Origin of the sequence: Microcystis sp. M31BS1, assembly GCF_020245285.1 — a bacterium.
GTDB classification, from domain to species: domain Bacteria; phylum Cyanobacteriota; class Cyanobacteriia; order Cyanobacteriales; family Microcystaceae; genus Microcystis; species Microcystis panniformis.
This window is the reverse complement of sequence record NZ_JADBVE010000254.1, coordinates 21,710-44,923: the sequence shown is the minus strand read 5'-3', so window position 1 is coordinate 44,923 and position 23,214 is coordinate 21,710. Positions and strand designations below refer to the sequence as shown.

The following is a 23,214-nucleotide window of genomic DNA, read 5'->3' as shown; positions in this document are numbered from 1 at the left end:
GAAAGTCCTTGACTTGTTTCAGTTTTTCTATTAAGCTCAACATATATTTGAAAGGTTGGCGGTCACTTCTCATTTTACCTGATAGTGATCGCTTTTACTTTTGATATTCTGATGGGAGAATGAAACAGCCCTACCCTTAATAAGGGGGGCATCTGATAATTTTTAACGCCTACCTACTTAAATGATCGGAAAATTAGCGATAACTAAAGATTTTTTGCAATCTGCTTGGGAGGATCGCTTACAATAAACAAAAGCTAAGTCATTATAATTTGATCATCATGTCAGTTTTAATAGCGATCGGTGTACTTGCCCTATTAATTGTCGTTCACGAATTGGGTCATTTTGCCGCTGCTCGTTGGCAATCTATCCATGTTAATCGCTTTTCCATCGGTTTTGGTCCAGCTTTAGCTAAATATCAAGGTAAAGAAACGGAATACGCCCTCCGCGCCATTCCTTTAGGGGGTTACGTTGGTTTTCCCGATGACGATCCCGATAGTCAAATTCCCAATAACGATCCTGATTTATTACGCAATCGTCCTGTTTTCGATCGAGCTATCGTCATTAGTGCCGGGGTAATTGCTAATTTAATTTTTGCCTATTTTTTGCTTGTTACCCAAGTCGCTACGGTGGGGTTTCCCCAAATTAACTATCAAGAAGGGGTAATTATTCCTGAAGTTTTCACTGCTGAAAATTCCGTCGCTAAACAAGCGGGAATGCAAGCGGGGGATATTGTTCTCGCTATCAATGATCAGCCCCTTGGTGCTTCTCAAAATGCCATTATTGACTTCCGTGACATTATTCAATCTTCCCCCGATCAACCCCTAAAATTAACCATCAAACGCCCGACAGAAACGATCAATTTAATCGTTACTCCTGAATTGGGAAGTGATGGTCAGGGTAAAATTGGGGTTAGATTGGCTCCTAACGGTGAAGAAACTCGCCTGAAAGCCGATAATTTTGGGCAAGCTTTTAGCTTAGGTGCGGGTGAATTTCAGCGATTAACCCTATTAACCGTTCAAGGTTTTGGGCAGTTAGTTAGTAACTTCAAAGACAGTGTTCAACAGGTAGCAGGACCGGTGAAAATTGTCGAATATGGAGCGGCAATCGCTCGTAATGATGCGGGTAATCTTTTTCAATTTGCCGCCCTAATTAGTATTAACTTAGCGGTAATTAATATTCTGCCTTTACCTGCTCTTGATGGCGGTCAATTAGTATTTTTATTAATCGAGGCTTTGGTAGGTAAACCTCTCCCAACTAAACTGCAAGATAACATCATGCAAACAGGTCTAGTTTTACTCTTAGGATTAGGAGTTTTCTTAATCGTGCGCGACACGGCTAACCTAGCAGTTTTTCAGGATTTATTCCAGTGATGGCCCCGCGAAAAAAAACTAAGCTTCAACTGCGCGCCCTAGAGATTTTAAGCAACTTAAAGCGATTATATCCAGAGGCAACCTGTAGCTTAAATTATCAAACTCCCGTGCAGTTATTGGTGGCAGTGATTCTCTCGGCACAATGCACTGATGAGCGGGTAAATAAGGTGACTCCTGCTTTATTCGCCCGTTTTCCCGATGCTAAATCCTTAGCTTTTGCCGAGCGAGAGGAGTTAGAAACCCTGATTCGTTCCACGGGATTCTATCGCAATAAAGCTAAAAATATTCAGGGTGCTTGTCAAAAAATCCTCAAGGATTTTCAAGGAGAAGTACCCAAGACAATGGCGGAATTATTAACTTTACCCGGGGTAGCTAGAAAAACGGCTAATGTGGTACTTGCTCACGCTTACGCGATTATTGAGGGGGTGACAGTAGATACCCACGTTAAGCGCTTAAGTAATCGTTTGGGTTTAACTACTAATAACGATCCGGTGAAAATTGAACGGGATTTAATGGCTTTACTGCCTCAACCGGATTGGGAAACTTTTTCTATTAGTATTATTTACCACGGCCGGGCGGTTTGTAAAGCAAGAAATCCCGCTTGTTTTTCCTGTCAATTAGCCTCTCTTTGTCCCGCAGCAAACAGTAAACAGTAAACAGTAAACAGTAAACTCACACCTGATAACTGGTAACTGAATCACTGATAACTGATCTGGTGGCTATCTCAATGGAGCGAGATGAATCGCCACCAGAATAAAACTAACGCGGTAGGGTTTCCACTTTTGGGGAGTTTTTTTGGTTCTCGACGTATTTTTTTAGTTGTTCGACGGTAACGCCGCCACAACTAGCCACGAAATAAGCTCCCGTCCAAAAATAGGGTTTATTGTCGAAATACTTTGCCGCCAAATCCGGAAATTCCTTTCTAATTAAGCGACTACTAACTGTTTTAAGGTTAGCGATTAGTTTGGATAAAGCGATGTCAGGCTTGTCATCGATAATCCGGTGAACGTGATCCGATTCACCGTTGAAATCAAGCAATGCGCTTTCCCATTTTGTGAGCGTTGATACAAAGATTTCTTTCAGTCGGGCTAAGATTTCATCGTTAATAGCAATGGTCGGTATTTGATGACGAATACAACGTGGGCGGTAAGTCTATAAACAGAACGAAATCCATGATTGTAATCAGTTGACATATTAGGCAGTAAGTGTTATAATCTAGCTATACATCACGAAACTAACGACAGTGATAACGCTTACCTACCAGTACAAACTAAAGGTAAACAGGCAACAGGAACGGGAGATCGTCCACATTCTTGATGTTTGTAAGAGCGTTTATAATTACGCGCTCTCGGAACGGAAAGATTGGTTAAACTCTCGAAAGTGTCTTGCGGATCGTTGTTCGTTAGTTTCCGAGTACATAATTCCTGCGGATGAACCCTATCCTAATTACTTCGTTCAAGCCAAAAATCTAACGGAAGCTAAAAAAGTTTACCCGATATTAAAGACGGTTAACGCTCAAGTCTTACAGCAAGTCTTAAAAACTTTAGATAAAGCGTTTGACCAGATGAAATCGAAAGGCTTCGGCTTTCCTAGATTCAAGAAAAAGATGCGAAGTTTTGTTTTCCCCGCGCTGTCAAAAAACTTTCTAGGGGATGGATGTTTGAATTTTCCACAATTGGGAAAAATTCGGATTAGGAAATCCAGAAAGTACCCGTCTGGGTTCGAGCCTAAACAAGCTCGAATTATCCAAAAAGCGTCGGGATTTTACGTTTCGGTTTCCTTCCAATCTACGGAATTAGTTCCCGATATGACATTTGGGAAAACCTGTTTAGGAATCGACGCGGGGATTGAGAGTTTTGTCGCTACTTCACGAGGAGATTTAATCAAAGCCCCTCGATTTTTGTTGAAAGTACAGAGTAAGCTTAAATTGCTACAAAGACGCTTGAAACGGAAAACTAAAGGCTCTAGCAATTGGTTAAAACTTCAGGAGAAGATAGCAAGATTACACGAAAAAGTGTCTAATACTCGTAGAGATTGGCACTTTAAACTAGCTCATTACCTTTGTGATCTTGCTGATAATATCTTTGTCGAAGATATTAACTTCGTTTCCTGGTCTAGAGGGATCGTTAGAAAACAATCTCTGGATTCAGGCATCGGTAGTTTTATTAATGAGATACTACCGTTTGTTATTTGGAAACGGGGAAAATATTATCTTAAGGTTGATAAAAACGGAACTTCGCAAGAGTGTCCTAATTGTGGCGCGATTACCGGCAAAAAAGCGTTATCAGAAAGAGTTCACCGGTGTGATTCTTGCGGCCACATTGAACCGAGAGACACGGCATCAGCAAAGGTAATCGAGAACCGGGGAAAAAACGCGGTCGGACTGACCGTGTTAGAAAACGCTCGCGGAGGCGATTTGACGGGGATCGACCGGTTAAACCAAGTCGATCTAGTTAAAAGCCTAAGAACCGAGAATCCCCCGCTACACCGCGCGAGCGGTTAGCGGGGGAGAGTCAAAATGGGAAAAAATAACTCATCCATCAATCTTATGAGTCAAGGATCACGGCAAGAAATAAAAACCCAAGCAATAATCCTCGCTACCTTTGTGGCGATTTTTTGGCTGTTAGAGATTTTAGATCAATTTGTTTTTCGGGGCAGTTTAGACAATTTCGGGATTATTCCCCATCAAGTCATCGGATTGCGGGGTATTCTCTTTGCACCTTTCCTACACGGTAACTTTCCCCATCTTATTGCTAATACGGTTCCTTTCCTGATTCTCGGTTGGTTGGTGATGTTACAGGAAACCAGCGACTTTTTTATTGTGACTGGGTTGACTATGCTGGTGGGGGGGTTAGGAGTCTGGTTATTTGCTGCTCCGGGATCCATCCATATCGGGGCAAGTATCTTGATTTTTGGCTATTTAGGTTTTTTATTACTGCGGGGCTATTTCCAAAGAAATATTCCTTCTATACTCTTGTCAATTCTAGTCTTTTTACTCTACGGTGGCACAATTTGGGGCGTTTTGCCTTCCCGTCCGGGGATTTCTTGGCAAGGACATTTATTTGGTTTCCTAGGCGGGGTTTTAGCCGCCAAATTAATCGCCACCGAAAAGAAACATTATTCCTAAATGGGGGAACCTTCTATCTCGCTACATACTTCGTAAAAATCGGTGACAGGAGGTTTCGCAAACAGAGGAGCCATGGATTTCAGCAATAATTCGTGGGCTTCGCTTTTATTTGCCTCCATATCATCGATTTTATCCCAGATGATCACGGCAATTCCTTCATCGGTTCCGGGTTTTTGCAACAGAAAAGCTCCCTGGAATCCCGTGGAATAGGTGGAAACGGCTTTTTCGTAGAGTTTTTGGGCTTCGGAAAAACACCCCGGTTTAAATTCACCAATAGCCACATAGGCATATTTATGTTTGAGAAAATCGAGAAATTCTGGCATGGCAATGAGGGGAAATGGAATAAATCTTTCTTTCTACTCCTATTAAAACTTAGATCGATCGCCCCCTCCGCCCCATCGACATATTTTTTTAACTAAGCTTCCCCAATTGTCTCTTTTTTTGTTAGCTTATATGTAGTCGTTATGAGTTTGTATAAGTTCTATGATCAAAATTGTTGGTATTAATGGCAGTTTACGCCCAGGATCCTATAGTGCGATGGCGTTAGAAGTTGCTATCAGTCGAGTACAGGCGTTAGGAGTAGAAACGGAGATAATTGACCTGAGAAAACTCTCTTTACCCTTCTGTAACGGGGGAGATGACTATTCTGACTATCCCGATGTGGCCAAAATGCAGCAAACGGTTAAATCGGCAGCGGGATTAATTTTGGCGACACCGGAGTATCATGGCAGTGTCAGTGGTGTGATGAAGAATGCCCTAGATTTAATGAGTTTTGAGGAGTTATCGGGAAAGGTTGCTGGATTAATCAGTGTTTTAGGCGGCCAATCCAATAGTAACGCCCTAAATGACTTAAGAATCATTCTCCGTTGGGTTCATGCTTGGGTAATTCCCGAACAAATTAGCTTAGGACAAGCGTGGAAAGTCTTCAACGAAGACGGAAAAATCCTTGACGAGAAGCTTTCCCAACGTTTTGACGCTTTTGCGCGAAGTTTAGTCGATAATACCCGTAAACTCAACGGGATCTAGTAATATCGATGGTGATTTTACCGGTGAAATGGGGAATTGGGGCGGCAGGTTTCGATAATTGTACTCTTACCTGTCGCACTCGATCGAGTTTTAGGATATCCTCAGCGATGACTGTGGCCAATTTTTCCACTAGGGCAAATTTGCTGGTTTCAATCTGGTGTTTGACAATTTTGATCGCCTGTCGATAATCTAGGGTATCTTCAATCGCGTCACTTTTGCCAGCAATGCTGATGTCAACTTCTAGGGATAAATCCACCTCAAACCATTGACCTAAAACCTGTTCTTCGGCCAGATATCCTGTGTAACCGTAGGCCCGAATTCCTGTAACGTGAATAGTATCCATAGATAGTTAAATTAAAAAACTGGCAGCGTTGGTCACAAAGATGAAGTGTAACCTAATTTGGTATCGACGACCCACTCCCCAAAATGAAAACTTCCTACCCGACCATTAGGATAACTGCTAAGTACCTAGGCAAAATTATTTACACATGACGATCATTGCCCCGTAAGGGTTTTAGCTCGATCGGGCAGGTAATTAATTTTGCATGACTACTTATAAATTATAGTTTAGACGGCTCTTACCTGTTCGGTGTAATCTTTGGAGCGTAGTTGACGGAAACCTTGAAAAGCCAGTTGTCTCAAGTTCAGAGGTAAATAGGAAAGCAGTAAACCCAGTCTAGCCCGTCGGGATTTTCCTGACAATTGCGAGGCTTTTTCTATTAAAACTCGCCCGGCTTCGTTTTCTCCCTTTTCAATTAATTTTATTCCCAAAGATTCCTGTAAAAAAGCCGTTTTTTTTACTCTTTCTTCTTCTAATTTTACATCATTAAAGTGATAACTTTCTGTACAAAACAGTTTTGCTTGCAAAAAGTGAACCGCTTGTTTTAAGCTAGTTTGACCGCCATGGAAACGATATTCCATTAATAATTCTGGCAGAAAATAAGCTTGTTTTCCCGCTAAAGCTAAACGCACTAATAAATCAAAATCTTCACAACCATCCGCTTGAGAGCGCATATAATCCACATCGACTAAAGATTGATAACGAAAAAGAGTCGAACCCACCTGTAAACTTTGATAGGAAAAAGTTTGTCTTTGTAAATCAGGAATAATCCCTTGTTGTAATCTGTCTTTGCCCCATTTCGCTGAATTTTCTTGGGTGGCAGCTGTAACTTTTTGTCCAAATTTATCAATAATCCAGTGATCAGTACAGACAAAATCAACGTTTTTTTCTTGCTCTAAAATAGGTACAGTTTTCGCTAAAAATTCAGGAGTTAGTCCATCATCATCATCGAATTTAATAAAATATTCTCCCCGAGCAGCCGTAAAACCTGATCGCATATTTAAACTTCTACCAAGATTTTGGGGATGACGCAGATAAATTATTCTCGAATCCTGAAATGCTGCCACCACTTCTGGGGTATGATCAGAAGAACCATCATCACAAACAATTAACTCAAAATCTTCATAAGTCTGCCGCAAGACAGTATTAATCGAATAGGTGAGATAATCGGCGCGGTTATAGGTGGGAATACAAATAGTTACTTTCGGCATAATATTTTCAGTTATCAGTAATCAGTTATCAGTTATCAGTGGAGAGTGTTATAGCAGTTATCTTCATGGTGAGATAGGAAGTTTTCCTTTTGGGGAGTCGGTCGTCAATACCAAATTAGGTTATACTTCATCTTTACGAGAAACTCTATAAGTAAAAAGCAATCTCCTGTCTCCTGTGTCCTGTCTCGGAGTCTCCTCAAGCATTTTTACATTTTTGCAAAGGAATGTTAAGTTTTAGGGTATTGAATGAGTAACCTTGATAGCCATGGCTCCTAAAATAGCAGGGATTATCTGTACCCACAACCGCGATCACTACCTAGCAGCAGCGATCGATAGTCTTTTAGCGCAAACCTGCCCAGATTGTGAGATTTTAGTGGTTGATAACGCATCTACCGATAAAACCCGTCAAGTGGCCCAGTCACGTCTGGGAGATGGGCGGCTAAAATACGTTTACGAACCTATTTTAGGGCTATCTACCGCCAGAAATCGCGGGGCGAAGGAAACTAGAGCGCCGATTTTAGCCTATTTGGATGACGATGCGATCGCTAGTCGTCAATGGTTGCAAATTCTGTTAAATGCCTACGAAAATAACGAAAAACTGGCAGTAGCGGGGGGAAAAGTCACCTTAATTTGGCCGCAAGGCTACAGTCAACCCAATTGGTTATCCGATCAGTTAGCAGCGGGTTTAGGGGCTTTCGATTTGGGCGACAATGTGGTATATATCAGCCAAGCGAATTTAACTCCGCGAGGGGTTAATTACTCAATTCGGCGAGATTTCTTGGAGAAGATTGGCGGTTTTGACCCTAATTTGGGAAGAATTGGCAAAAAACTTCTATCTAACGAGGAATTATACACTACAGAACTGGCACTGGCCCAGGGATGGCAAGTGGGCTATTTTCCCGCAGCACTGGTGGAACACAATGTTGCCCCAGAAAGAATCAATCGTCAATGGTTTATGCGTCGCAGTTGGTGGCAAGGCATCAGCGAACACTACCGGGAAGAAGTGGCAGGAAGAACGGGATTGGCTCAATTTAGGCGAGGAGGTGAGCGTTTGGTGAGAGGATTGGTTAAATCTGTCAAATTTATCAATGATCCTGCTAAAAGCTTTGATAATCTTCTCTATGCCTATGGACAAATCGGTTATTTAAGCGAAGCCGCCAAGGCGATGTTAAACCCTCAAAAGTAAATTTTTGTAAATAAATGAGTAAAAAAGCGTTAATTTGTGGTATATCGGGGCAGGATGGAGCCTACCTAGCCGAATTACTGTTAAAAGCAGGCTATACAGTTTGTGGCACCTCCCGGGATGCCCAAATGTCATCTTTTAGTAACCTGAAACGTTTGGGAATCAAGGAACAGGTAAAACTAGAATCGATGGCACTGAACGACTTTCGCAGTGTCCTACAGGTCTTAATTAAAATTCAGCCGGATGAGGTCTATAATTTGGCTGGACAAAGTTCTGTGGGTTTATCTTTTGAGCAGCCAGTGGAAACCTTAGAAAGTATTGCCACGGGAACCTTAAATCTCTTAGAAGCAATTCGATTTACTGGAGCAAAAATTAAATTATATAATGCCGGATCGAGTGAATGTTTCGGGGATATCGGCGATAATTCTGCCGACGAAAATACCCCTTTTCGTCCTCGCAGTCCCTACGCTGTGGCTAAATCGGCGGCTTTTTGGGAAGTGGCTAATTATCGAGAAGCCTACGGAATTTTTGCCTGTTCAGGCATACTTTTCAATCATGAATCTCCCCTGCGTCCCGAGCGCTTTGTCACCCAAAAAATTATCGCTGCCGTGGCTAGAATTGCCCAGGGAAGTCCTGAAACTTTGCAACTAGGAAATATGGATATTCAAAGGGATTGGGGTTGGGCGCCGGAGTACGTTGAAGCGATGTATTTAATGCTGCAACAGGAGCAACCCGATGATTACGTCATTGCCACGGGAGAAAGTTCAAAACTAGAGGATTTTGTCGCCACAGCTTTTGCTACTGTGGGCTTAAATTGGCCAGATCATGTAATTTCCGATCGAAGTTTATTAAGACCAACAGATTTAGCCATTAGTCGTGGCAATCCCAACAAAGCTAAGGAAAAATTAGGTTGGCAAGCACAATACAAAATGACCGATATTGTCCGCATGATGGTAGAAAATCGTTTAGAAAAATAGCTATGAATATCTTAATGATTAGTTCCACCTTTCCCTATCCACCTAGCAAAGGAGGAACTCAGGGCAGAACTTTTAATTTACTCAAGCATCTCAGCAAAAATCATGATATTACTCTCATCGTTCAGCGTACTGCTGATGTCGGAGATGAGGAGGTAGAAAAGTTAGGTAACTTTGTTAGTAAATTGGTAGTTTTTCCCCGTCCTCGAGATGCCACAACTGGAATAATTGCTAAACTGCAAAGATTAGCTCAATTCCTGCAAACGGGAACCCCTCCCAATGTACTTTTTGGCTATTCTCAAGAGATGCAGAACTGGATAGATAGGGCAGTTAAGAGTCAAAAATTCTCAGTAATTACCAGCGAACATAGTGTTAATGAAATTTATATTCGTTCCGAATGGCAAAGGCAAATTAGGACAGTAATTGATGTGCATAGTTCCCTCTATCAAACCTGCAAAAGTCAATTAGAAATTGGGGTTTCTAGTCAAAAATTACGGGATCGTCTCTACCTTCCTCTCCTGCGTCGCTACGAACAAAAAACTGTGCAGAAATTCTCAAAAATTGTCGTCACCACCGATGAGGATCAAAAACAAATGGAAGAATTTGCCCCCAATGGAGAGATTTATTTAATTCCTAATGCAGTAGATTTAGATTTGTTTCCCTATCGTTCCCAGGATGCTGCGGGACATAATTTAGTGTTTATCGGTGGTTTAGATTATTGGGTTAATATCGATGCGGCCTGTTTTTTAGCTAGAGAAATTTTACCTCGTATTCAACTTACTTACCCCGATACTACTTTAACTCTAGTCGGTGCTAATCCATCCCTAGAAGTGCAAGAATTAACTAAGTTAAAAGGAGTGATTGTGACGGGACGAGTACCATCAATGACCACCTATCTTCATCAGGCAACTGTGGCAGTTATTCCCCTAAGAACGGGTTTTGGAATGAAGTTCAAAACCCTAGAATCCATGGCGGCGGGGGTGCCAGTGGTGGCCAGCGATCGAGGTTTAGAAGGATTAACAGTGGCAGGAAATAATGTTCCTATAGTAGCCTTAAGAGCTAATAGTATTGAGGAATATTGTACGGCGATTAGTAGTCTTTTTGAATCGGCAGAGTTGCGAGAAAAATTATCTAGAAATGCTCGCAAGTTAATCGAAGATAAATATACTTGGCAACAAGCAGCAGGTAAGTACGAACAAGTTTTAATCGCTGACATTTGTTAGGAAATTTCTCTAGTTTTTTGTCAATTAATATGCTATCAAATCAAATACCTGTAAAAATATCTGTTGTTGTTCCTCTGTATAACGAAGAAGAAAATATCGATGCTCTCTTTCGGCGACTTTTAGCAGTTTTAGAGGCACTAAATACCAGTTATGAGATTGTTTGCGTTAATGATGGGAGTCGTGACAATACTCTCAAAAATCTCGTGGAATATCATCAACGTTATCCACAAATTAAAGTAGTTAATTTATCCCGTAATTTTGGTAAAGATATCGCCATGTCAGCAGGAATTGATTATAGTCAAGGGATGGCAGTCATTCCTATTGATGCTGATTTACAAGATCCCCCCGAATTAATTGCCGAGATGATCGAAAAATGGCAGCAGGGTTATGATGTGGTTTATGCGTCCCGTCGGGTTAGAATTGGCGAAAGTTGGTTGAAACGTTTTACAGCAGAAGGTTTCTATCAAGTCATTAATAAATTAAGTCGCGTTCCTATTCCCCCTAATACGGGAGATTTTCGCTTGATTGATCGCCGAGTGGTAGAATCAATTAAAAAAATGCCCGAACGTCAAAGATTTATGAAAGGAATATTTGCTTGGGTGGGATATAAACAGACATCAATTTTATTCGATCGAGAACCCCGGTATCAAGGACAAACTAAATGGAATTACTGGAAATTATGGAATTTTGCCCTTGATGGTATTACCTCCTTTAGTTTTTTACCTCTGAAAGTCTGGACCTATGTAGGATTTATCATTGCATTTATTAGTCTTGTTTATGCTAGTTTTTTAATTCTCAGGACTATTATTTTAGGAATCGATGTACCTGGATACGCTTCTCTGATGGTTGCTGTCCTATTTTTAGGAGGAATTCAATTACTGACTCTTGGTATTATTGGCGAATATATTGGCAGGGTTTATGAGGAAGTCAAGGGTAGGCCACTTTATCTTGTTCGAGATTGTTATGGTTTTGAAAATAGGGAACAAGTTACTGATAAAATAACTTAAAATTAAGATATGACATGAGGAGAGTTAAATTTATGAATACCGAAGTTTTTCAGCAATTTTTTGCCTATTGTGTCGGTAGTTGGCAAACGGAAAGAACCTATCATTATCTAGCTGCTCAAGAAGTGGAACGTTCCCGTACTGAATTCCTCATTCAACCCCTCACCAGAGAGATTAAACAGAAAGTTCTGACAGATAATAACTATCCTGATATTGCGGATTTAGAAAGTATCCCCGGGTTTAATTTAGGTTTCTATACCATCTCGGAAAAAGGGGAAGAAGTGCGACAAAATCTTAATCTTTTATTTGTGGTTAAAGCAGAAAATAACGGTTATTTAGAAGGGGATTATCTTCGTGATCGCGCCTACGAAGAAGCAAGACCAATTATCTCCGCTTTTCGCTTTGATTCCACTACCAGAGAGTTATTAATGACCACCAATTATACTCGCAGTGTTTCCGTGGATTCAATTACTTTAATCAATCCAGACCTGCGAATTCGCAAAATTATTAACTATCAACGTCCCAAGGAGGGGGAACCCTTGGAAAAAGTTCTCTTGGTCGGTTTTGGAGTTGAGTGTAAAGTCAGTTAAAAAAATATTTCTTTCCCCCCCCTTGATTCTCCAGTCAGGGGGAGATTTTATAATAGGGTAACGATAGGATTAAGGAGCAAAAATAATGCTCAAAATCGGTCAACTTTCCCTAGAAAGTGGTGTTTCAATTAAAACGATTCGTTATTACGAGGAATTAGGACTAATTCAGTCCCCTGAGAGGACAGAGGGACAATTTCGCCTATTTACTCCCGATACTGTCCATCGCTTGCTGTTTGTCAAAAGATTACAATCTTTGGGTTTAAGTCTGCAAGAGATCCGCGAATGTTTAGTAATTCATGACCATGGTGAGTTACCCTGTGGAGATATTCAAGAAAAATTAATTAAACATATTGCTGAGATCGATCAACAAGTGGAACAATTGCTTTTATTGCGTCAACAATTAACCGAAACCCTGCAAGGATGGACGGATACACCAGTAAAAGACGATCAATTTATTTGCCCTAATCTCAAGGTTTAACTATCATGAAAAAGTTAATTTTATTGGTAACTGTAGCAATGATTTCTACTCCTGTCATTGCTCAACATTTACATCTTGATTCACCTCAAACTCAGACTTTACAAGCAATTCCTGATAATATACCAGCTTGGATGTATAACAAGCAACGTAATCATATTTATCCCCAAAGAGGGGTTTATAACAATGCCATTTATAATGTCAGAGATTTAGCTTTAGACTTGAATGCGATCGCTGTTGGTCATGCCTTTGCCTACGAAGATATCGTAACAGGAAAAGCGAAAGATTTAGAAACTAAGACATACCAAAAAATTAATTGGGTTTTAAAAAATCCGCCTAAATTTATGCCCGATGAGGGTAATATTTCCCCAACTTTTGGCAGAAAATACGGTGTTTTAGAACAGGTTTTCGAGTGGGCGCATATTTTCCATGCTCAAACCGTTGATGTTTTAGCCAGCAGCAAATTAACCAACAAGGAAAAAGAGGCGGAAATTGAAAAATTATATCAATTTTACTTGACAAAAGTTCCCTATGCGATTACGGGATTACCCATGAATATGGGTTATCTGGATTCCCAGCCTTATTCTAAAGCCTTTCGCCAGAAATATCCGAAAGTTAATGGCTTATTTTGGGGCTACCATTGGTTACAAGGAACAATGTATGACTTGCTCTATGAGAAGACGCTAGAAGAACAAAAACAAGCTTATAAACAGGTAGGAAAACAATACCATAGTCAGGAATTGTATCGCACCGATCGAGCTTTTATGCCGATGTTTGCCGAACTTAGTCCCAAGTTTGCCCGACGTTTTCCCGCAATATCTAACACCTTTGATAACCTGCATATGTTGCACGATATGGTTAATGATATTCTGGCATCAGCTTGGCTAACTCCCCAACAAAAAGACGAACAAATTACCCGCGCTATTTGGTTAGTAATGGCCGCTAATCATCAAGGAATGGCAGCAGGAAAAAATTATGGTGGTGAAGGACTACATGATCATCGTTTTGAGTCAGGAATTCCGGGTATGGGATTAATGCCAACAGATATTTCTCACGAAGGTCATAATCACGATAATCCTGATAATTCTGAGAAAAAACCTGATAATTCTCAGGGACATGAGGAAGAAGATCACCAACACCATAACCACGAAAATTACTCTCCAGAAAAACCTCCTAATACGGAGAAAAAACCTGATGACAGCAATGATCAAGAGGAACTGAAAAAATGAGAAGATTTTTATTAATTGCTGTGGGTTTAGTTGCCAGTTTTACTAATCCAGTTTTTGCCAACGATCATAACAATCTTGATTCCGGTCGTCCCCTTTCTTTTGATGATGCTGAAAGTCTTGGTTTTGGGGAACAATCGATAGAATTTGGAGGAAGTCTAGTCTTTCCTGAAAATAGTAATCTTGGGGGTGAGTTTGATATTGAATACCTCAACGGTATTATTCGCAATGGTCACATTATTATCGGCATCGATCCGCAAGTGGGAGGACGAGTTAATAGTGATGATACGGATTTTGATGTGGGAAATTTATCTGTAGGTTTTTTCTATAATTTCAATCGAGAATACGATAATGTTCCCGCTTTTGCCATTCGTACCGATTTAGGATTACCGACGGGAAATAATGCTAGGGGATTAGATTTTCGTCTGCGGGGAATTGCTAGTAAAACTGTTGGTCAATTCGATCGCGTGCATCTTAATCTCGATTTAAACATAAAAACTGACCCCGATAACGGCGATCGAGCTTTTTCCCCGGCAGCAATTCTCGGTTATTCGCGACCGATTGGTTATCCGAAACGTTTTGATCGCACTTTTTTAGCAGAATTGGGCGTAATTACCGGCGATAATAGTAATGGTGGCGTTTTAATTCGCACTGGTATGGGAATTCGTCAGCAAATTAATCGCCAAGGTGTGATCGATTGGGGTATCGAGGGAGATATTGCCACTAATGGCCATGATCAAAGTCAATTAAAGCTAAAAATCGGTTATTCTTTCGGATTTTAGGATTTTTCCCTAGCCTGCTCTTAAAAGCTAAAATAGATGAAGTATAACTTAAATTTTGGTTTGACTGGGAGTACGAGGGGGTTTGGACGTCCACATCTTCTCATCCCTGAAAACAACAGGGATATCTGATCAGTTGTCCGCAGGTAGCGACTCCCTATTCTCAGCTTCGTACCTCATCATTAGGATAACTGCTAGAGAAAAAAGGCTGTAAATCTGTTGTCATTCCCTTTTAAGTCGCAAAAAAGCTCTTTAACCGTTGTCGCAGCCAAGAGACGGGATTTTTCAGGTCTTCCGAGTCTAAAAGCCCCATTTCTCCCAATTTCTGCTGACATTCGCGCAATTCCTCTTGACGTTGGGTGAGTGCCTGAGTGAATTCCTCCGCTAGAGCCGGATAAGTAGTGATAAGATGCTGAAACCCCTGACGATCGAGCAAAAATAACAAGGTTTCCCCCACTGCTTGCATAGTGGTGGGATAGGGAACCTCTAATATTAACGGTAATTCCCCAAAATATTGACCTTTATTAAAAGTAAAAATTTTACGACTGATTTTATCGTTTTCATAAAAAGCATCCACTTGTCCCTGCAAAACAATACAGAAATAATTAGCTCTTTCTCCCTGTCTAATTAAAATATCCCCGTCCTGGAGATGTTTACGACAACCCATTTCAATTAATACACGCAATTGCAGATCGTTAAAATGTTTAAAGTAACTCACCTCCAATAACATTTCTTTTAACGATAGCGGTTTTGAAGGTTTAACTATCTCCTGATCCTGTTCCTTAACTGCCTCAAAACTGTCGGTATTATGCAACCATAACTCTCGCTGGGGAAAAGGAATCGTTATGCCCCGATGACGCAGATTATGCTCGATAATGAAGTGTAGGGAACTTCTCAGAAAAACGGCCTGTTCGACTTTTTCCACCCATACCCACAACTCAAAATTTAAAGCACTATCACCAAAACCGTTAAAAATCACCTTGGGAAGCGGATTAAAGGCAATTTCTCCCGACATATAGGCTGATTGCAGCAGAATTTCCGTTACTATCAAAGGATCCGTACCGTAGGCAACTCCCACCGGTACAATGACTCGAATGCGCGAGTCGGTATAATGCCAATTCTGGACGCGATTGCTAGTTAGGATTGTGTTAGGAACGATTAACTCTGCACCATCAACAGTGCGAATGGTGGTGGAACGAATCGATATTTCCCGGATATAACCCTTTGTTTGCTCAAATTCGATAAAATCGCCCACTTTTAACTTGCGTTCCACCAACAAAGTTAAACCACTGGTGAGATTTTTGGTTAACTCCTGCAAACCGAAACCGATACCCACCCCCAAACCACCGGCTAAAACAGCGATCGAAGCGAGATTGAATCCAGTCAATTGTAGGGCGATAATATAACCAAAAGCCCCAAAAGCAAAACTAGCCAGAGTTGCGATCGCTTCTCGATTACCCTCATCAAAACCGATACTTTTCAGCAGACGATTTTTTAGTAAACTTTTAAAAGCGATCGTCAGACAGGTGACAAGAATAAACAGTACAAGAGTACCAATAATCCAACCGAGAGTGATGGACACACCCCCAGCGCGCCAAAGGGGAGTGTAAAAAAAGGGCGTTAACCAAGCTGAGGGAGAGAAAGTCATCGCTAAAGTTTAGATTTGATAGGGATTACCCAAGCGATCCACAAAAACATTGTAATCTAAAGGTAAACGCCCCGGATTAAGCCGCGGTTCCGCCGCGTAACCGATGGGAACGACAACAGCGATCGCCAGATGGGGATGATCGGCAGCACCGATCACCGCTTTTACCTTGTCCTCGATCCAACCGTTGAGAAAACAACTAGATAAACCGAGACTTTCGGCAGCTAAAACCAGATGAGTAGCGGCGATCATGGCATCTTTAATCGCGTATTCCCGGGTTTTTTCGCCTAAATTCTTTTGAAATCCCGGGATTGCCTGTTGAAAATATTTTACCGTGCCTTCGTTCCAAGCACCCGTACTGAGGGCCTGTTCATAGATGGGGGTTAGATCTCCTCCTCCTGCGGCAGCATCGGCAGCGAAAACAAAAGTAACCGGCGCTTGGATAATTTGCTTTTGTCCCCAAGCGGCCTCGGCTAAAGCGGCCTTTTGTGCCTCATCTTGTACTAAAATAATTCGCCAATCTTGGATGTTGAAACTACTAGGTGCGGCAACGGTTAATTCTACTAGGGTTTTCAGCAGTTCCGGGGCGATCGGATCGGTGGTAAAAGTTTTAATAGAACGACGTTGATTAATCGCCGTGGGAACATCGAGAGGCAAGGTCATAAAGTCAGTTGATCGAGTTACATATTTCTAATTATTATAAGGTCAAGCTATCAGCCTCAGCCTTCGGTGTGGCAAAACAGAAATACTAAAACATCAGGATTAAATTGTGGCAGTCAGGAAAAGATCCACTATACTGTTAGACTTAAACAGGTCATAACCCAATGACCATCTAGCTATAATCATGTCACCGCCACAAAAATCATTTTATGCGTTCTGAGCCGGAACCGAGCGACACCCTCACCACTGCCACCGTCAATATGGGCGATCAAAATACCGATATCAAGCCAATTTTAGCTTTAAAAGAGTTGGTAGCCAGTTTATATCGCGAACAAAACAAAGTTCAAAATCTCTTAAGTTCCCTCGGTTTTGCCCTGCGGAGTTTCAATAATTTAAACCAATTCCTCGATCTTACCCCCCTGATGGCCGCACGAGTGGCAGATGCAGAAGGAGGGGCGTTGATTTTGAGCAAAAATAACGGTCAAGTGGCGCTTGATCAACTGCATTGCCAAGATAATCAAATTAATGGGGAACTACGCCGACAATTAGAGGCAATTATCCGACAATTAAACCAAGAAGCGGCACTTGAGAATAAAAATAATCGATCGCTTCTCGATAGTCTCGACCATAAAATCCGGCAAACTCTCGGACAGGGTACGCAGGTTTATAGTACACCTGTTTTGGTAAAAAATAGTGAGCGGGGACGTTTATACGTTTTCAGTCGCGATCCCGATTATGGTTGGACCCCCACCCGTCGTAAACTGCTGCAGCTAGTGGCCGATCAAACGGCGGTGGCTATAGCTAATAATGAATTAACGATCGAATTACGGGCCAAGGAACGTCAGGATCGAGAGTTAGAAATCGCTTCCGAAATCCAAAATCGTCTTTTACCCCGGCAATGTCCGAAAATTCAGGGGGTAGAATTGGCAGCCCACTGCAAAACGGCTAATCGCGTTGGTGGCGACTATTATGATTTTATCCCCTGCAACTACGATCAATTTAAACCGGCAACGGAGGCGGAAAGGGAAGCCAGTACCGCTCCTTGGAGTATAGTCATCGGTGATGTCATGGGTAAAGGTGTCCCAGCAGGATTATTGATGACCATGACCCGGGGAATGTTGCGAGCGGAAGTGTTAAATCGTCACTCCCCGGCCCAGATTTTGCGTCATCTCAATCGGGTTATGTATGCCGATCTCGATAATTCTCATCGTTTCGTGACATTATTTTATTCCGAGTATGATCCCCTGACGCGCCGTCTTGGCTACAGTAATGCTGCCCATTATCCCACCCTCTGGTGGCGAGCTAAACGGGGAGAGTTAGAGTCTCTCGACACGGAAGGGACATTAGTTGGTTTAGAGGCCGATTCTATCTATGACGATTCCCAAGTGCAATTAGAAGCGGGAGATACGCTGATCTATTACACCGATGGCTTTACCGATGCAGTTAACTCGAAAGGGGAAAGATTTGATCAGAAAAATTGGCTATCGGCAGTTAAAGAAGCCTGTCAACAGTACACCGATCCCGAACAGATTCTAGAATATTTATTTGGAAAAGTGGCCGCTTTTACTGGGTTGGTAAATGACAGTAGCGACGATATGACTTTAGTAGTTATGCGAGTGAAATCGGAGGAATAAATTATCATTACCTAGCTCATAAATTAGCCTAATTCGGCTCTTGCCAAGGAGCAAATAAAGGCAATAAAGCTAACCCAGGTAAAGCGGCAATTACCGTGATTAAAAAGAACCACTGCCAACCGATTGCCTCGGCTAAAACTCCGGCGGGAGCTACTAAAATATCGCGACTAAAGGCCATTAAACTCGATAAAAGGGCGAACTGAGTAGCGGTAAAACGAGCATTGCAAAGACTCATTAAAAAAGCCACAAAAGCGGCAGTGCCTAAGCCGCCGCAGAAGTTTTCAATATTAATAGCTAAGACCATAAAAGGATAATTTTGCCCTAAATTTGCTAAAATAAAATAGGCTAAATTACTAATAGCTTGCAAGCCGCCAAAAATCCAGAGCGATCGATTAATTCCCCAACGACTTAACAGGGAACCACCTAATAAAACTCCCACCATAGTTGCTATCATGGCCATGCCCCCTTGGATCGCCCCGATATCGGTTTGACTGAAACCAGTTTTTAAGAGAAAAGGAGTCACCATATTATTAACTAAAGCATCCCCTAAACGATAGAGAACAATAAAGGCGAGAATACCGATTCCTTGACCGAATCGATAGCGTTGAAAAAACTCTTGGAAAGGCAACCAAACTGCCTCTAAAAGAGTTTGAGGAGTATCATCTCTAGGGGGAGTAGCTGGGGCGAAAAAAGACCAAATAATCGTTAAAGCCATCAATCCAGCTAGGAAAAGATAGACGAGAGGCCAGGGAAAGAGATCGGCTAAAATTAAAGCGATCGAACCAGTTAAAATTAAAGCCAAACGATAACCTAAAACCCCGATCGCCACCCCAGCACCCATCTCCCATTTTTCTAAAATATCTGTGCGATAGGCATCATAGGCAATATCTTGGCTGGCACTAAAAAAAGCGATCAGTAAAGCATTAATTGCCAATAATTCTAAAGATCGTTGCGGTTGTTGAAAAGCCATGAAACCAATCGCTAAAGTTAAACAAATTTGAGCGATTAAAATCCAGCCGCGACGACGACCAAGCAGCGGGGGAAGATAGCGATCGAGTAAGGGAGACCAAAGAAATTTAAGAGAGTAGGGGAGAGCGACTAAACTAAATAAACCGATCGATTTCAGATCAACTCCTTCGGTGGTCATCCAAGCTTGCAGGGTGCGACTGGTGAGCAACAAGGGCAATCCAGAAGCGAAACCTAAGAATAACAAAGCCGCCATTTTTTGACTGCGGAACACTTGCAAATAAGCGGAAATTTCTTTGATCATAGAGGGGGGTAGGAGGATAGATTAGATTAAAGAATATAGTTAATTGACCCAAAAAGAAAGAAATTAGTTCTGACCGGCATCGTCCCATCTTAACCATAGCCCGGCGATCAAAAAAAATTCCCGAAAAATAGCGGTCTTTCCCCCAACTGGGGCTATAGGCAGTAGAATGGATGAGATTTTGATTCAGTAGTCTTGAAAAATTGCGGTATTCTCCTTAAGATAGATGCTTGATTCTCCCAACTAGCTCCTACCCCTATTTACCTTTCCCAGATAAGGACTGCCATCCCCACCTTCCCTGCCGACTCCTGTGATTAAAGTGGACTCCTGTTTTATCTCATACCTATTGTCTAATCCCTCCGACTCGGAAGCGACCGGTGACAATGCCACCATTACCATCGAGGTGCGTTTGGCCCAAAGCCAAGATCTCAAAAGCTTGGCGGAAATTCTCACCGATAGTTTTTTCCCCACGGCCAATTATTGGTCTTTTCTGCGTCCTATCTTTAAATTGGGCATTTACGAGGACTTACGGGGACGATTGCGCGCCGATACCCCTTACTATCACTGTCTGGTAGTCAGTCAAACCAGCGTCACGGCTGCGGGTTCTCAGGAAATTATTGTCGCTACGGCGGAAATCGGCTTAAAATCCAGTTCTTTTTTAGCTGTTCCCATTCCTTATATCTCTAATTTAGCCGTTAGTCCCGATCGCCGGCGTGCCGGTCTGGCCCGGAGATTGCTGCTCAAGTGTGAACAGATCGCTAGAGAATGGGGTTTTGAGGAACTTTCCCTCCATGTTCTCGATAATAATCTAGCGGCCCAGTCACTGTACTCAAGTAGCGGTTATCGTCTGCAAAAAACCGACGGTTGGTTGAGCAATTGGTTATTTAATCGACCACAAAAGTTATTTCTGCACAAGAAAATCAGCCAATGAGGAGATAGGAGATAGGAGACTCCGAGACAGGTTTTAGGTGTTGGGGGTTGGAGTTTTGGGGTTTTGGGGTTTTGGGGTTTTAGTTCAATTTCCCCACTTCCCCATTTCCCCACTTCCCCACACCCCACACCCCACTTCCCCGCTCCCACGAAACAAACCCTAGATATTTCGACAAAATTGCGATGCAGAACAATTATAAGGAAAAATTCTGCTATATTATCTGCTAACTCTCTAGAAAACCCACTTAGTTTAATAATCTTTTCCGGGTATCTGAGAAAAAAAATAGTTCATCTCTTTAAAATATGGTTTTAGGGAGATATTTAGTGACCGTGTGAGGCAATTTGTGGTTAATAAGACAAAATCAAGGCTTAAAAGCGGAAAATCAAGCAAATTAGCGGCTAAACCTGTTAAAAAGCGGCGATTGTCCGGTAAATGGTTCCTGACAGCCCTAGGCTTAACCGGCTGCGCCCTAGTTTCCGCTACGGCCGGCGCTATGTTGGCTGTGTCTCTCTCCTCCACACCTTTGCGACAAGCTGCTCTCAGTCCCCAAGAAGCCGCCGCTTTTAACAATCAGCAGGCCATATCCTATCAAAATCTGCAACTTCCCGCCCTCAACCGTCCCGTTAATATTCTGGTAGTTGGGGCTAAAGTGTTGACATCCGATGTCAAGGAGGCACAAACCCCAGATTTGGGTTATCATGCCCCGGTTAATTCCTTAGATGGTTTAACCGATACCATGCTGTTACTGCGTTTTGACCCCCAAAGACAGAAGTTAACCATGCTTTCCATCCCCCGGGATACCCGCACCGATATCGAGGGTTATGGGGAGAAAAAAATCAATGAAGCTAACGCCCTTGGTGGACCTGCTTTAACGGCGGAAACGGTTAGTCATCTTTTGGACGGAGTGGCTATCGATCGCTATATTCGCATTAATGTGCAGGGTGTGGAAAAATTAATTGATGCTTTGGGGGGGGTGACGGTATATGTTCCCAAAGACATGAAGTACAAAGATTTTAGTCAACACCTCTACATTGACCTGAAAAAAGGGGAACAACACCTTAACGGCGAGAAATTCCTCCAGTTTGCCCGTTTTCGTTACGATGCTAACGGCGATATCGGTCGTATCCAACGACAACAGCAATTAATGCGGTCTTTAGTGGAACAAACCCTAAAACCAGCAACTTTATTGAAAATTCCCGATATTATTAAGGTTATCCGCACTCATATCGATACTAATCTCAGTTTAGAGGAGTTACTCGCTCTAGCCGGTTTTGCCTCCAAAACTCAGCGCGCTGATGTGCAAATGCTACTGCTACCCGGAGACTTTAATGGTGATGGTCGGCAGGGGATCAGTTATTGGCTACCCAATCAAAGTAAAATTCAAGAGCTAGTGGCTCAACATTTTAACCACGGCTCTTTTATGGCTGACATCGAAGAAACCACGCAACCGACTCGCATAGCTGTGGAAGATAGCACCGATAATCCAGAAGCGGTGCAAACTCTAGTCAGATATCTGCGCTCATTGGGTTATGAAAATGTTTTTGTCTCTAAGTCTTCATCGCCAATTCTAGAAACTACCAAAATTATTGCTCAAAAAGGGGATAATTCCCTGGCTGCTGCCCTACATAATAGCCTTGGTGTCGGGGAAGTTTTGGTGGAAAGTACGGGGAATCTCGCTTCTGATGTGACGATTAAAATCGGTCAAGATTGGCAAGAAAAATCGGCTAATCTTTCTGAGCCATCCCTAGGCAACTAAGAAAAAAATCAAGTTTATCTGGGTTATTTATTAGCCAAAATTTGACAAAAATCTTGGTGTTCTTGACTAGCTATTCCTTGTTGTAATATTGCCAAAACTTCGGCTAAATTGCCCGATAATAAAGCATTTTTATCCAGCCATAATCCGGGGAAGACTTGGGAGCAAAATGTCTTATCTTGATTTGATTCTAGGGGCAAATATTCCCCATCAGTTAAGCGAAACCAATCCAATTGAGCATCATAAACTCGCCAGATAATATACTCTTGTACTCCATGGTGACGATAAACTTTGAGTTTTTCGTGTAAATCGTAGGAAGCAGTAGAAGCAGCAATTTCTACGATTAATTCTGGCGCGCCTTCTACATAATCATCTTCACTAATGCTTGATTGTCCACTGGTTTCTATTCTTAATAAAGCATCTGGTTGTGGTTGATTATCCCCATCCAGTCGCACAGTAGTATTATCCAGTGTTTCTACTCCCGGTGTCGCCACTTCGTAGGCAGTTAACCAACCGATAATATTAGCGTGGGGTTTACCGTGGTTTTTGGCTCTCACCGCGGCTGCCATATAAACAACTCCTGCGATTAATTCAGCTTTTTTTAGCTGTGTCATTGCTTGATAACGGCGCTCGAATTCAGGACGAGTTAATCTATCGCCATTTTCGAGAGGGGGAATAATATGGGGGGAAACTGTGTTAGTCGATAGCATAATTTTTGGCTCATCAAGAAACTACTATCAAGGCTTAAGTTTTCTTACCAAACTCAGTTAATTTATCGATTGGGTTCAGCTGGGTA

General features: G+C 42.0%; 23 protein-coding genes and 1 pseudogene. 16 read left to right on the top strand and 8 right to left on the bottom strand.

The window, feature by feature from the left end; all coding sequences use genetic code 11:
* The first annotated feature begins 278 nt into the window (after window positions 1–278).
* Entirely contained in the window at window positions 279–1,370 is a 1,092-nt protein-coding gene (gene rseP / locus IM509_RS15045) for an RIP metalloprotease RseP (RefSeq protein ID WP_052275477.1), read from the top strand.
* Entirely contained in the window at window positions 1,370–2,026 is a 657-nt protein-coding gene (nth, locus tag IM509_RS15040) for an endonuclease III (protein WP_072924402.1), read from the top strand. The genes rseP and nth overlap by 1 nt, the downstream gene beginning before the upstream one ends.
* Before the next feature lie 103 nt (window positions 2,027–2,129).
* Here the strand turns inward: nth and tnpA are convergent.
* Window positions 2,130–2,551: pseudogene (gene tnpA, locus IM509_RS15035) on the bottom strand (IS200/IS605 family transposase); the annotation flags it as partial.
* Between the two features lie 62 nt (window positions 2,552–2,613).
* Here tnpA and IM509_RS15030 point away from each other — a divergent pair.
* Together IM509_RS15030 and IM509_RS15025 are read left to right on the top strand one after the other, a co-directional pair.
* Window positions 2,614–3,873 carry an RNA-guided endonuclease InsQ/TnpB family protein gene (locus IM509_RS15030; RefSeq protein WP_052275479.1) on the top strand — a complete coding sequence of 420 codons (1,260 nt, stop codon included), beginning with the start codon at window positions 2,614–2,616 and terminating at the stop codon, window positions 3,871–3,873.
* Window positions 3,874–3,888: 15 nt separating this feature from the next.
* Complete coding sequence (locus tag IM509_RS15025; RefSeq protein WP_036401120.1) at window positions 3,889–4,497, top strand: rhomboid family intramembrane serine protease; 609 nt, start codon at window positions 3,889–3,891, stop codon at window positions 4,495–4,497.
* Here the strand turns inward: IM509_RS15025 and IM509_RS15020 are convergent.
* Window positions 4,494–4,820, bottom strand: a complete 327-nt coding sequence (locus tag IM509_RS15020; RefSeq protein WP_002759792.1) for an antibiotic biosynthesis monooxygenase family protein — start codon at window positions 4,818–4,820, stop codon at window positions 4,494–4,496. The two genes, IM509_RS15025 and IM509_RS15020, sit on opposite strands and share 4 nt — an antisense overlap.
* Window positions 4,821–4,980: 160 nt before the next feature.
* Here IM509_RS15020 and IM509_RS15015 point away from each other — a divergent pair, with 160 nt between their 5' ends.
* Window positions 4,981–5,523 carry an NADPH-dependent FMN reductase gene (locus IM509_RS15015; protein ID WP_002759793.1) on the top strand — a complete coding sequence of 181 codons (543 nt, stop codon included), beginning with the start codon at window positions 4,981–4,983 and terminating at the stop codon, window positions 5,521–5,523.
* Here IM509_RS15015 and folB read toward each other — a convergent pair.
* Together folB and IM509_RS15005 are read right to left on the bottom strand one after the other, a co-directional pair.
* Window positions 5,510–5,866 carry a dihydroneopterin aldolase gene (folB, locus tag IM509_RS15010; protein ID WP_002770608.1) on the bottom strand — a complete coding sequence of 119 codons (357 nt, stop codon included), beginning with the start codon at window positions 5,864–5,866 and terminating at the stop codon, window positions 5,510–5,512. The two genes, IM509_RS15015 and folB, sit on opposite strands and share 14 nt — an antisense overlap.
* A gap of 224 nt (window positions 5,867–6,090) precedes the next feature.
* Window positions 6,091–7,074: a glycosyltransferase family 2 protein gene (locus IM509_RS15005; protein WP_052275480.1), complete on the bottom strand. Its 984-nt coding sequence runs from the start codon at window positions 7,072–7,074 to the stop codon at window positions 6,091–6,093.
* Between the two features lie 265 nt (window positions 7,075–7,339).
* Here IM509_RS15005 and IM509_RS15000 point away from each other — a divergent pair, with 265 nt between their 5' ends.
* The 8 genes from IM509_RS15000 (at window position 7,340) to IM509_RS14965 (ending at window position 14,531) form a co-directional block, all read left to right on the top strand.
* The gene (locus IM509_RS15000; protein ID WP_052275481.1) at window positions 7,340–8,260 is read left to right on the top strand and encodes a glycosyltransferase family 2 protein; all 921 of its coding nucleotides are present in this window, start codon (window positions 7,340–7,342) and stop codon (window positions 8,258–8,260) included.
* Window positions 8,261–8,274: 14 nt separating this feature from the next.
* On the top strand, window positions 8,275–9,234 hold the full coding sequence (locus IM509_RS14995) for a GDP-mannose 4,6-dehydratase (RefSeq protein ID WP_002770602.1): 960 nt from the start codon (window positions 8,275–8,277) through the stop codon (window positions 9,232–9,234).
* Between the two features lie 2 nt (window positions 9,235–9,236).
* On the top strand, window positions 9,237–10,454 hold the full coding sequence (locus tag IM509_RS14990) for a glycosyltransferase family 4 protein (RefSeq protein WP_052275482.1): 1,218 nt from the start codon (window positions 9,237–9,239) through the stop codon (window positions 10,452–10,454).
* Window positions 10,455–10,483: 29 nt separating this feature from the next.
* A complete protein-coding gene (locus IM509_RS14985) occupies window positions 10,484–11,461 on the top strand; it encodes a glycosyltransferase family 2 protein (protein WP_002788256.1) in 978 nt (325 codons plus the stop codon).
* Window positions 11,462–11,493: 32 nt separating this feature from the next.
* Window positions 11,494–12,048, top strand: a complete 555-nt coding sequence (locus IM509_RS14980) for a phycobiliprotein lyase (protein WP_052275483.1) — start codon at window positions 11,494–11,496, stop codon at window positions 12,046–12,048.
* A gap of 85 nt (window positions 12,049–12,133) precedes the next feature.
* Entirely contained in the window at window positions 12,134–12,526 is a 393-nt protein-coding gene (locus IM509_RS14975; RefSeq protein WP_052275484.1) for a MerR family transcriptional regulator, read from the top strand.
* 5 nt (window positions 12,527–12,531) lie between these two features.
* Entirely contained in the window at window positions 12,532–13,752 is a 1,221-nt protein-coding gene (locus tag IM509_RS14970; RefSeq protein ID WP_052275485.1) for a hypothetical protein, read from the top strand.
* Complete coding sequence (locus tag IM509_RS14965) at window positions 13,749–14,531, top strand: hypothetical protein (RefSeq protein WP_185237065.1); 783 nt, start codon at window positions 13,749–13,751, stop codon at window positions 14,529–14,531. The genes IM509_RS14970 and IM509_RS14965 overlap by 4 nt, the downstream gene beginning before the upstream one ends.
* Window positions 14,532–14,760: 229 nt before the next feature.
* On the opposite strand, the gene IM509_RS14960 is transcribed toward IM509_RS14965, so the two are convergent.
* Window positions 14,761–16,176 (bottom strand): mechanosensitive ion channel domain-containing protein, encoded by a 1,416-nt coding sequence (locus tag IM509_RS14960; RefSeq protein ID WP_072924413.1) that lies wholly within the window; start codon window positions 16,174–16,176, stop codon window positions 14,761–14,763.
* A 9-nt stretch (window positions 16,177–16,185) separates the two neighbouring features.
* Complete coding sequence (locus IM509_RS14955) at window positions 16,186–16,836, bottom strand: nitroreductase family protein (protein WP_052275488.1); 651 nt, start codon at window positions 16,834–16,836, stop codon at window positions 16,186–16,188.
* A 206-nt stretch (window positions 16,837–17,042) separates the two neighbouring features.
* Here IM509_RS14955 and IM509_RS14950 point away from each other — a divergent pair, with 206 nt between their 5' ends.
* Entirely contained in the window at window positions 17,043–18,467 is a 1,425-nt protein-coding gene (locus IM509_RS14950; RefSeq protein WP_185237064.1) for a PP2C family protein-serine/threonine phosphatase, read from the top strand.
* A gap of 28 nt (window positions 18,468–18,495) precedes the next feature.
* On the opposite strand, the gene IM509_RS14945 is transcribed toward IM509_RS14950, so the two are convergent.
* Window positions 18,496–19,737 carry an AmpG family muropeptide MFS transporter gene (locus IM509_RS14945; protein WP_052275490.1) on the bottom strand — a complete coding sequence of 414 codons (1,242 nt, stop codon included), beginning with the start codon at window positions 19,735–19,737 and terminating at the stop codon, window positions 18,496–18,498.
* 307 nt (window positions 19,738–20,044) lie between these two features.
* Here IM509_RS14945 and IM509_RS14940 point away from each other — a divergent pair, with 307 nt between their 5' ends.
* Together IM509_RS14940 and IM509_RS14935 are read left to right on the top strand one after the other, a co-directional pair.
* Window positions 20,045–20,665 (top strand): GNAT family N-acetyltransferase, encoded by a 621-nt coding sequence (locus tag IM509_RS14940; protein WP_052275491.1) that lies wholly within the window; start codon window positions 20,045–20,047, stop codon window positions 20,663–20,665.
* A 343-nt stretch (window positions 20,666–21,008) separates the two neighbouring features.
* The gene (locus IM509_RS14935) at window positions 21,009–22,421 is read left to right on the top strand and encodes an LCP family protein (protein ID WP_002770582.1); all 1,413 of its coding nucleotides are present in this window, start codon (window positions 21,009–21,011) and stop codon (window positions 22,419–22,421) included.
* 23 nt (window positions 22,422–22,444) lie between these two features.
* Here IM509_RS14935 and IM509_RS14930 read toward each other — a convergent pair whose 3' ends face one another.
* Entirely contained in the window at window positions 22,445–23,128 is a 684-nt protein-coding gene (locus IM509_RS14930; protein WP_052275493.1) for a Uma2 family endonuclease, read from the bottom strand.
* Window positions 23,129–23,214 lie beyond the last annotated feature (86 nt).

Bases quoted from the DNA above. Each gene is read 5' to 3' on its own strand.
- rseP (WP_052275477.1), top strand. From the start codon at position 279: ATGTCAGTTTTAATAGCGATCGGTGTACTTGCCCTATTAATTGTCGTT.
- nth (WP_072924402.1), top strand. From the start codon at position 1,370: ATGGCCCCGCGAAAAAAAACTAAGCTTCAACTGCGCGCCCTAGAGATT.
- IM509_RS15025 (WP_036401120.1), top strand. From the start codon at position 3,889: ATGGGAAAAAATAACTCATCCATCAATCTTATGAGTCAAGGATCACGG.
- IM509_RS15020 (WP_002759792.1), bottom strand. From the start codon at position 4,820: ATGCCAGAATTTCTCGATTTTCTCAAACATAAATATGCCTATGTGGCT.
- IM509_RS15015 (WP_002759793.1), top strand. From the start codon at position 4,981: ATGATCAAAATTGTTGGTATTAATGGCAGTTTACGCCCAGGATCCTAT.
- folB (WP_002770608.1), bottom strand. From the start codon at position 5,866: ATGGATACTATTCACGTTACAGGAATTCGGGCCTACGGTTACACAGGA.
- IM509_RS15005 (WP_052275480.1), bottom strand. From the start codon at position 7,074: ATGCCGAAAGTAACTATTTGTATTCCCACCTATAACCGCGCCGATTAT.
- IM509_RS15000 (WP_052275481.1), top strand. From the start codon at position 7,340: ATGGCTCCTAAAATAGCAGGGATTATCTGTACCCACAACCGCGATCAC.
- IM509_RS14995 (WP_002770602.1), top strand. From the start codon at position 8,275: ATGAGTAAAAAAGCGTTAATTTGTGGTATATCGGGGCAGGATGGAGCC.
- IM509_RS14990 (WP_052275482.1), top strand. From the start codon at position 9,237: ATGAATATCTTAATGATTAGTTCCACCTTTCCCTATCCACCTAGCAAA.
- IM509_RS14985 (WP_002788256.1), top strand. From the start codon at position 10,484: ATGCTATCAAATCAAATACCTGTAAAAATATCTGTTGTTGTTCCTCTG.
- IM509_RS14980 (WP_052275483.1), top strand. From the start codon at position 11,494: ATGAATACCGAAGTTTTTCAGCAATTTTTTGCCTATTGTGTCGGTAGT.
- IM509_RS14975 (WP_052275484.1), top strand. From the start codon at position 12,134: ATGCTCAAAATCGGTCAACTTTCCCTAGAAAGTGGTGTTTCAATTAAA.
- IM509_RS14970 (WP_052275485.1), top strand. From the start codon at position 12,532: ATGAAAAAGTTAATTTTATTGGTAACTGTAGCAATGATTTCTACTCCT.
- IM509_RS14965 (WP_185237065.1), top strand. From the start codon at position 13,749: ATGAGAAGATTTTTATTAATTGCTGTGGGTTTAGTTGCCAGTTTTACT.
- IM509_RS14960 (WP_072924413.1), bottom strand. From the start codon at position 16,176: ATGACTTTCTCTCCCTCAGCTTGGTTAACGCCCTTTTTTTACACTCCC.
- IM509_RS14955 (WP_052275488.1), bottom strand. From the start codon at position 16,836: ATGACCTTGCCTCTCGATGTTCCCACGGCGATTAATCAACGTCGTTCT.
- IM509_RS14950 (WP_185237064.1), top strand. From the start codon at position 17,043: ATGCGTTCTGAGCCGGAACCGAGCGACACCCTCACCACTGCCACCGTC.
- IM509_RS14945 (WP_052275490.1), bottom strand. From the start codon at position 19,737: ATGATCAAAGAAATTTCCGCTTATTTGCAAGTGTTCCGCAGTCAAAAA.
- IM509_RS14930 (WP_052275493.1), bottom strand. From the start codon at position 23,128: ATGCTATCGACTAACACAGTTTCCCCCCATATTATTCCCCCTCTCGAA.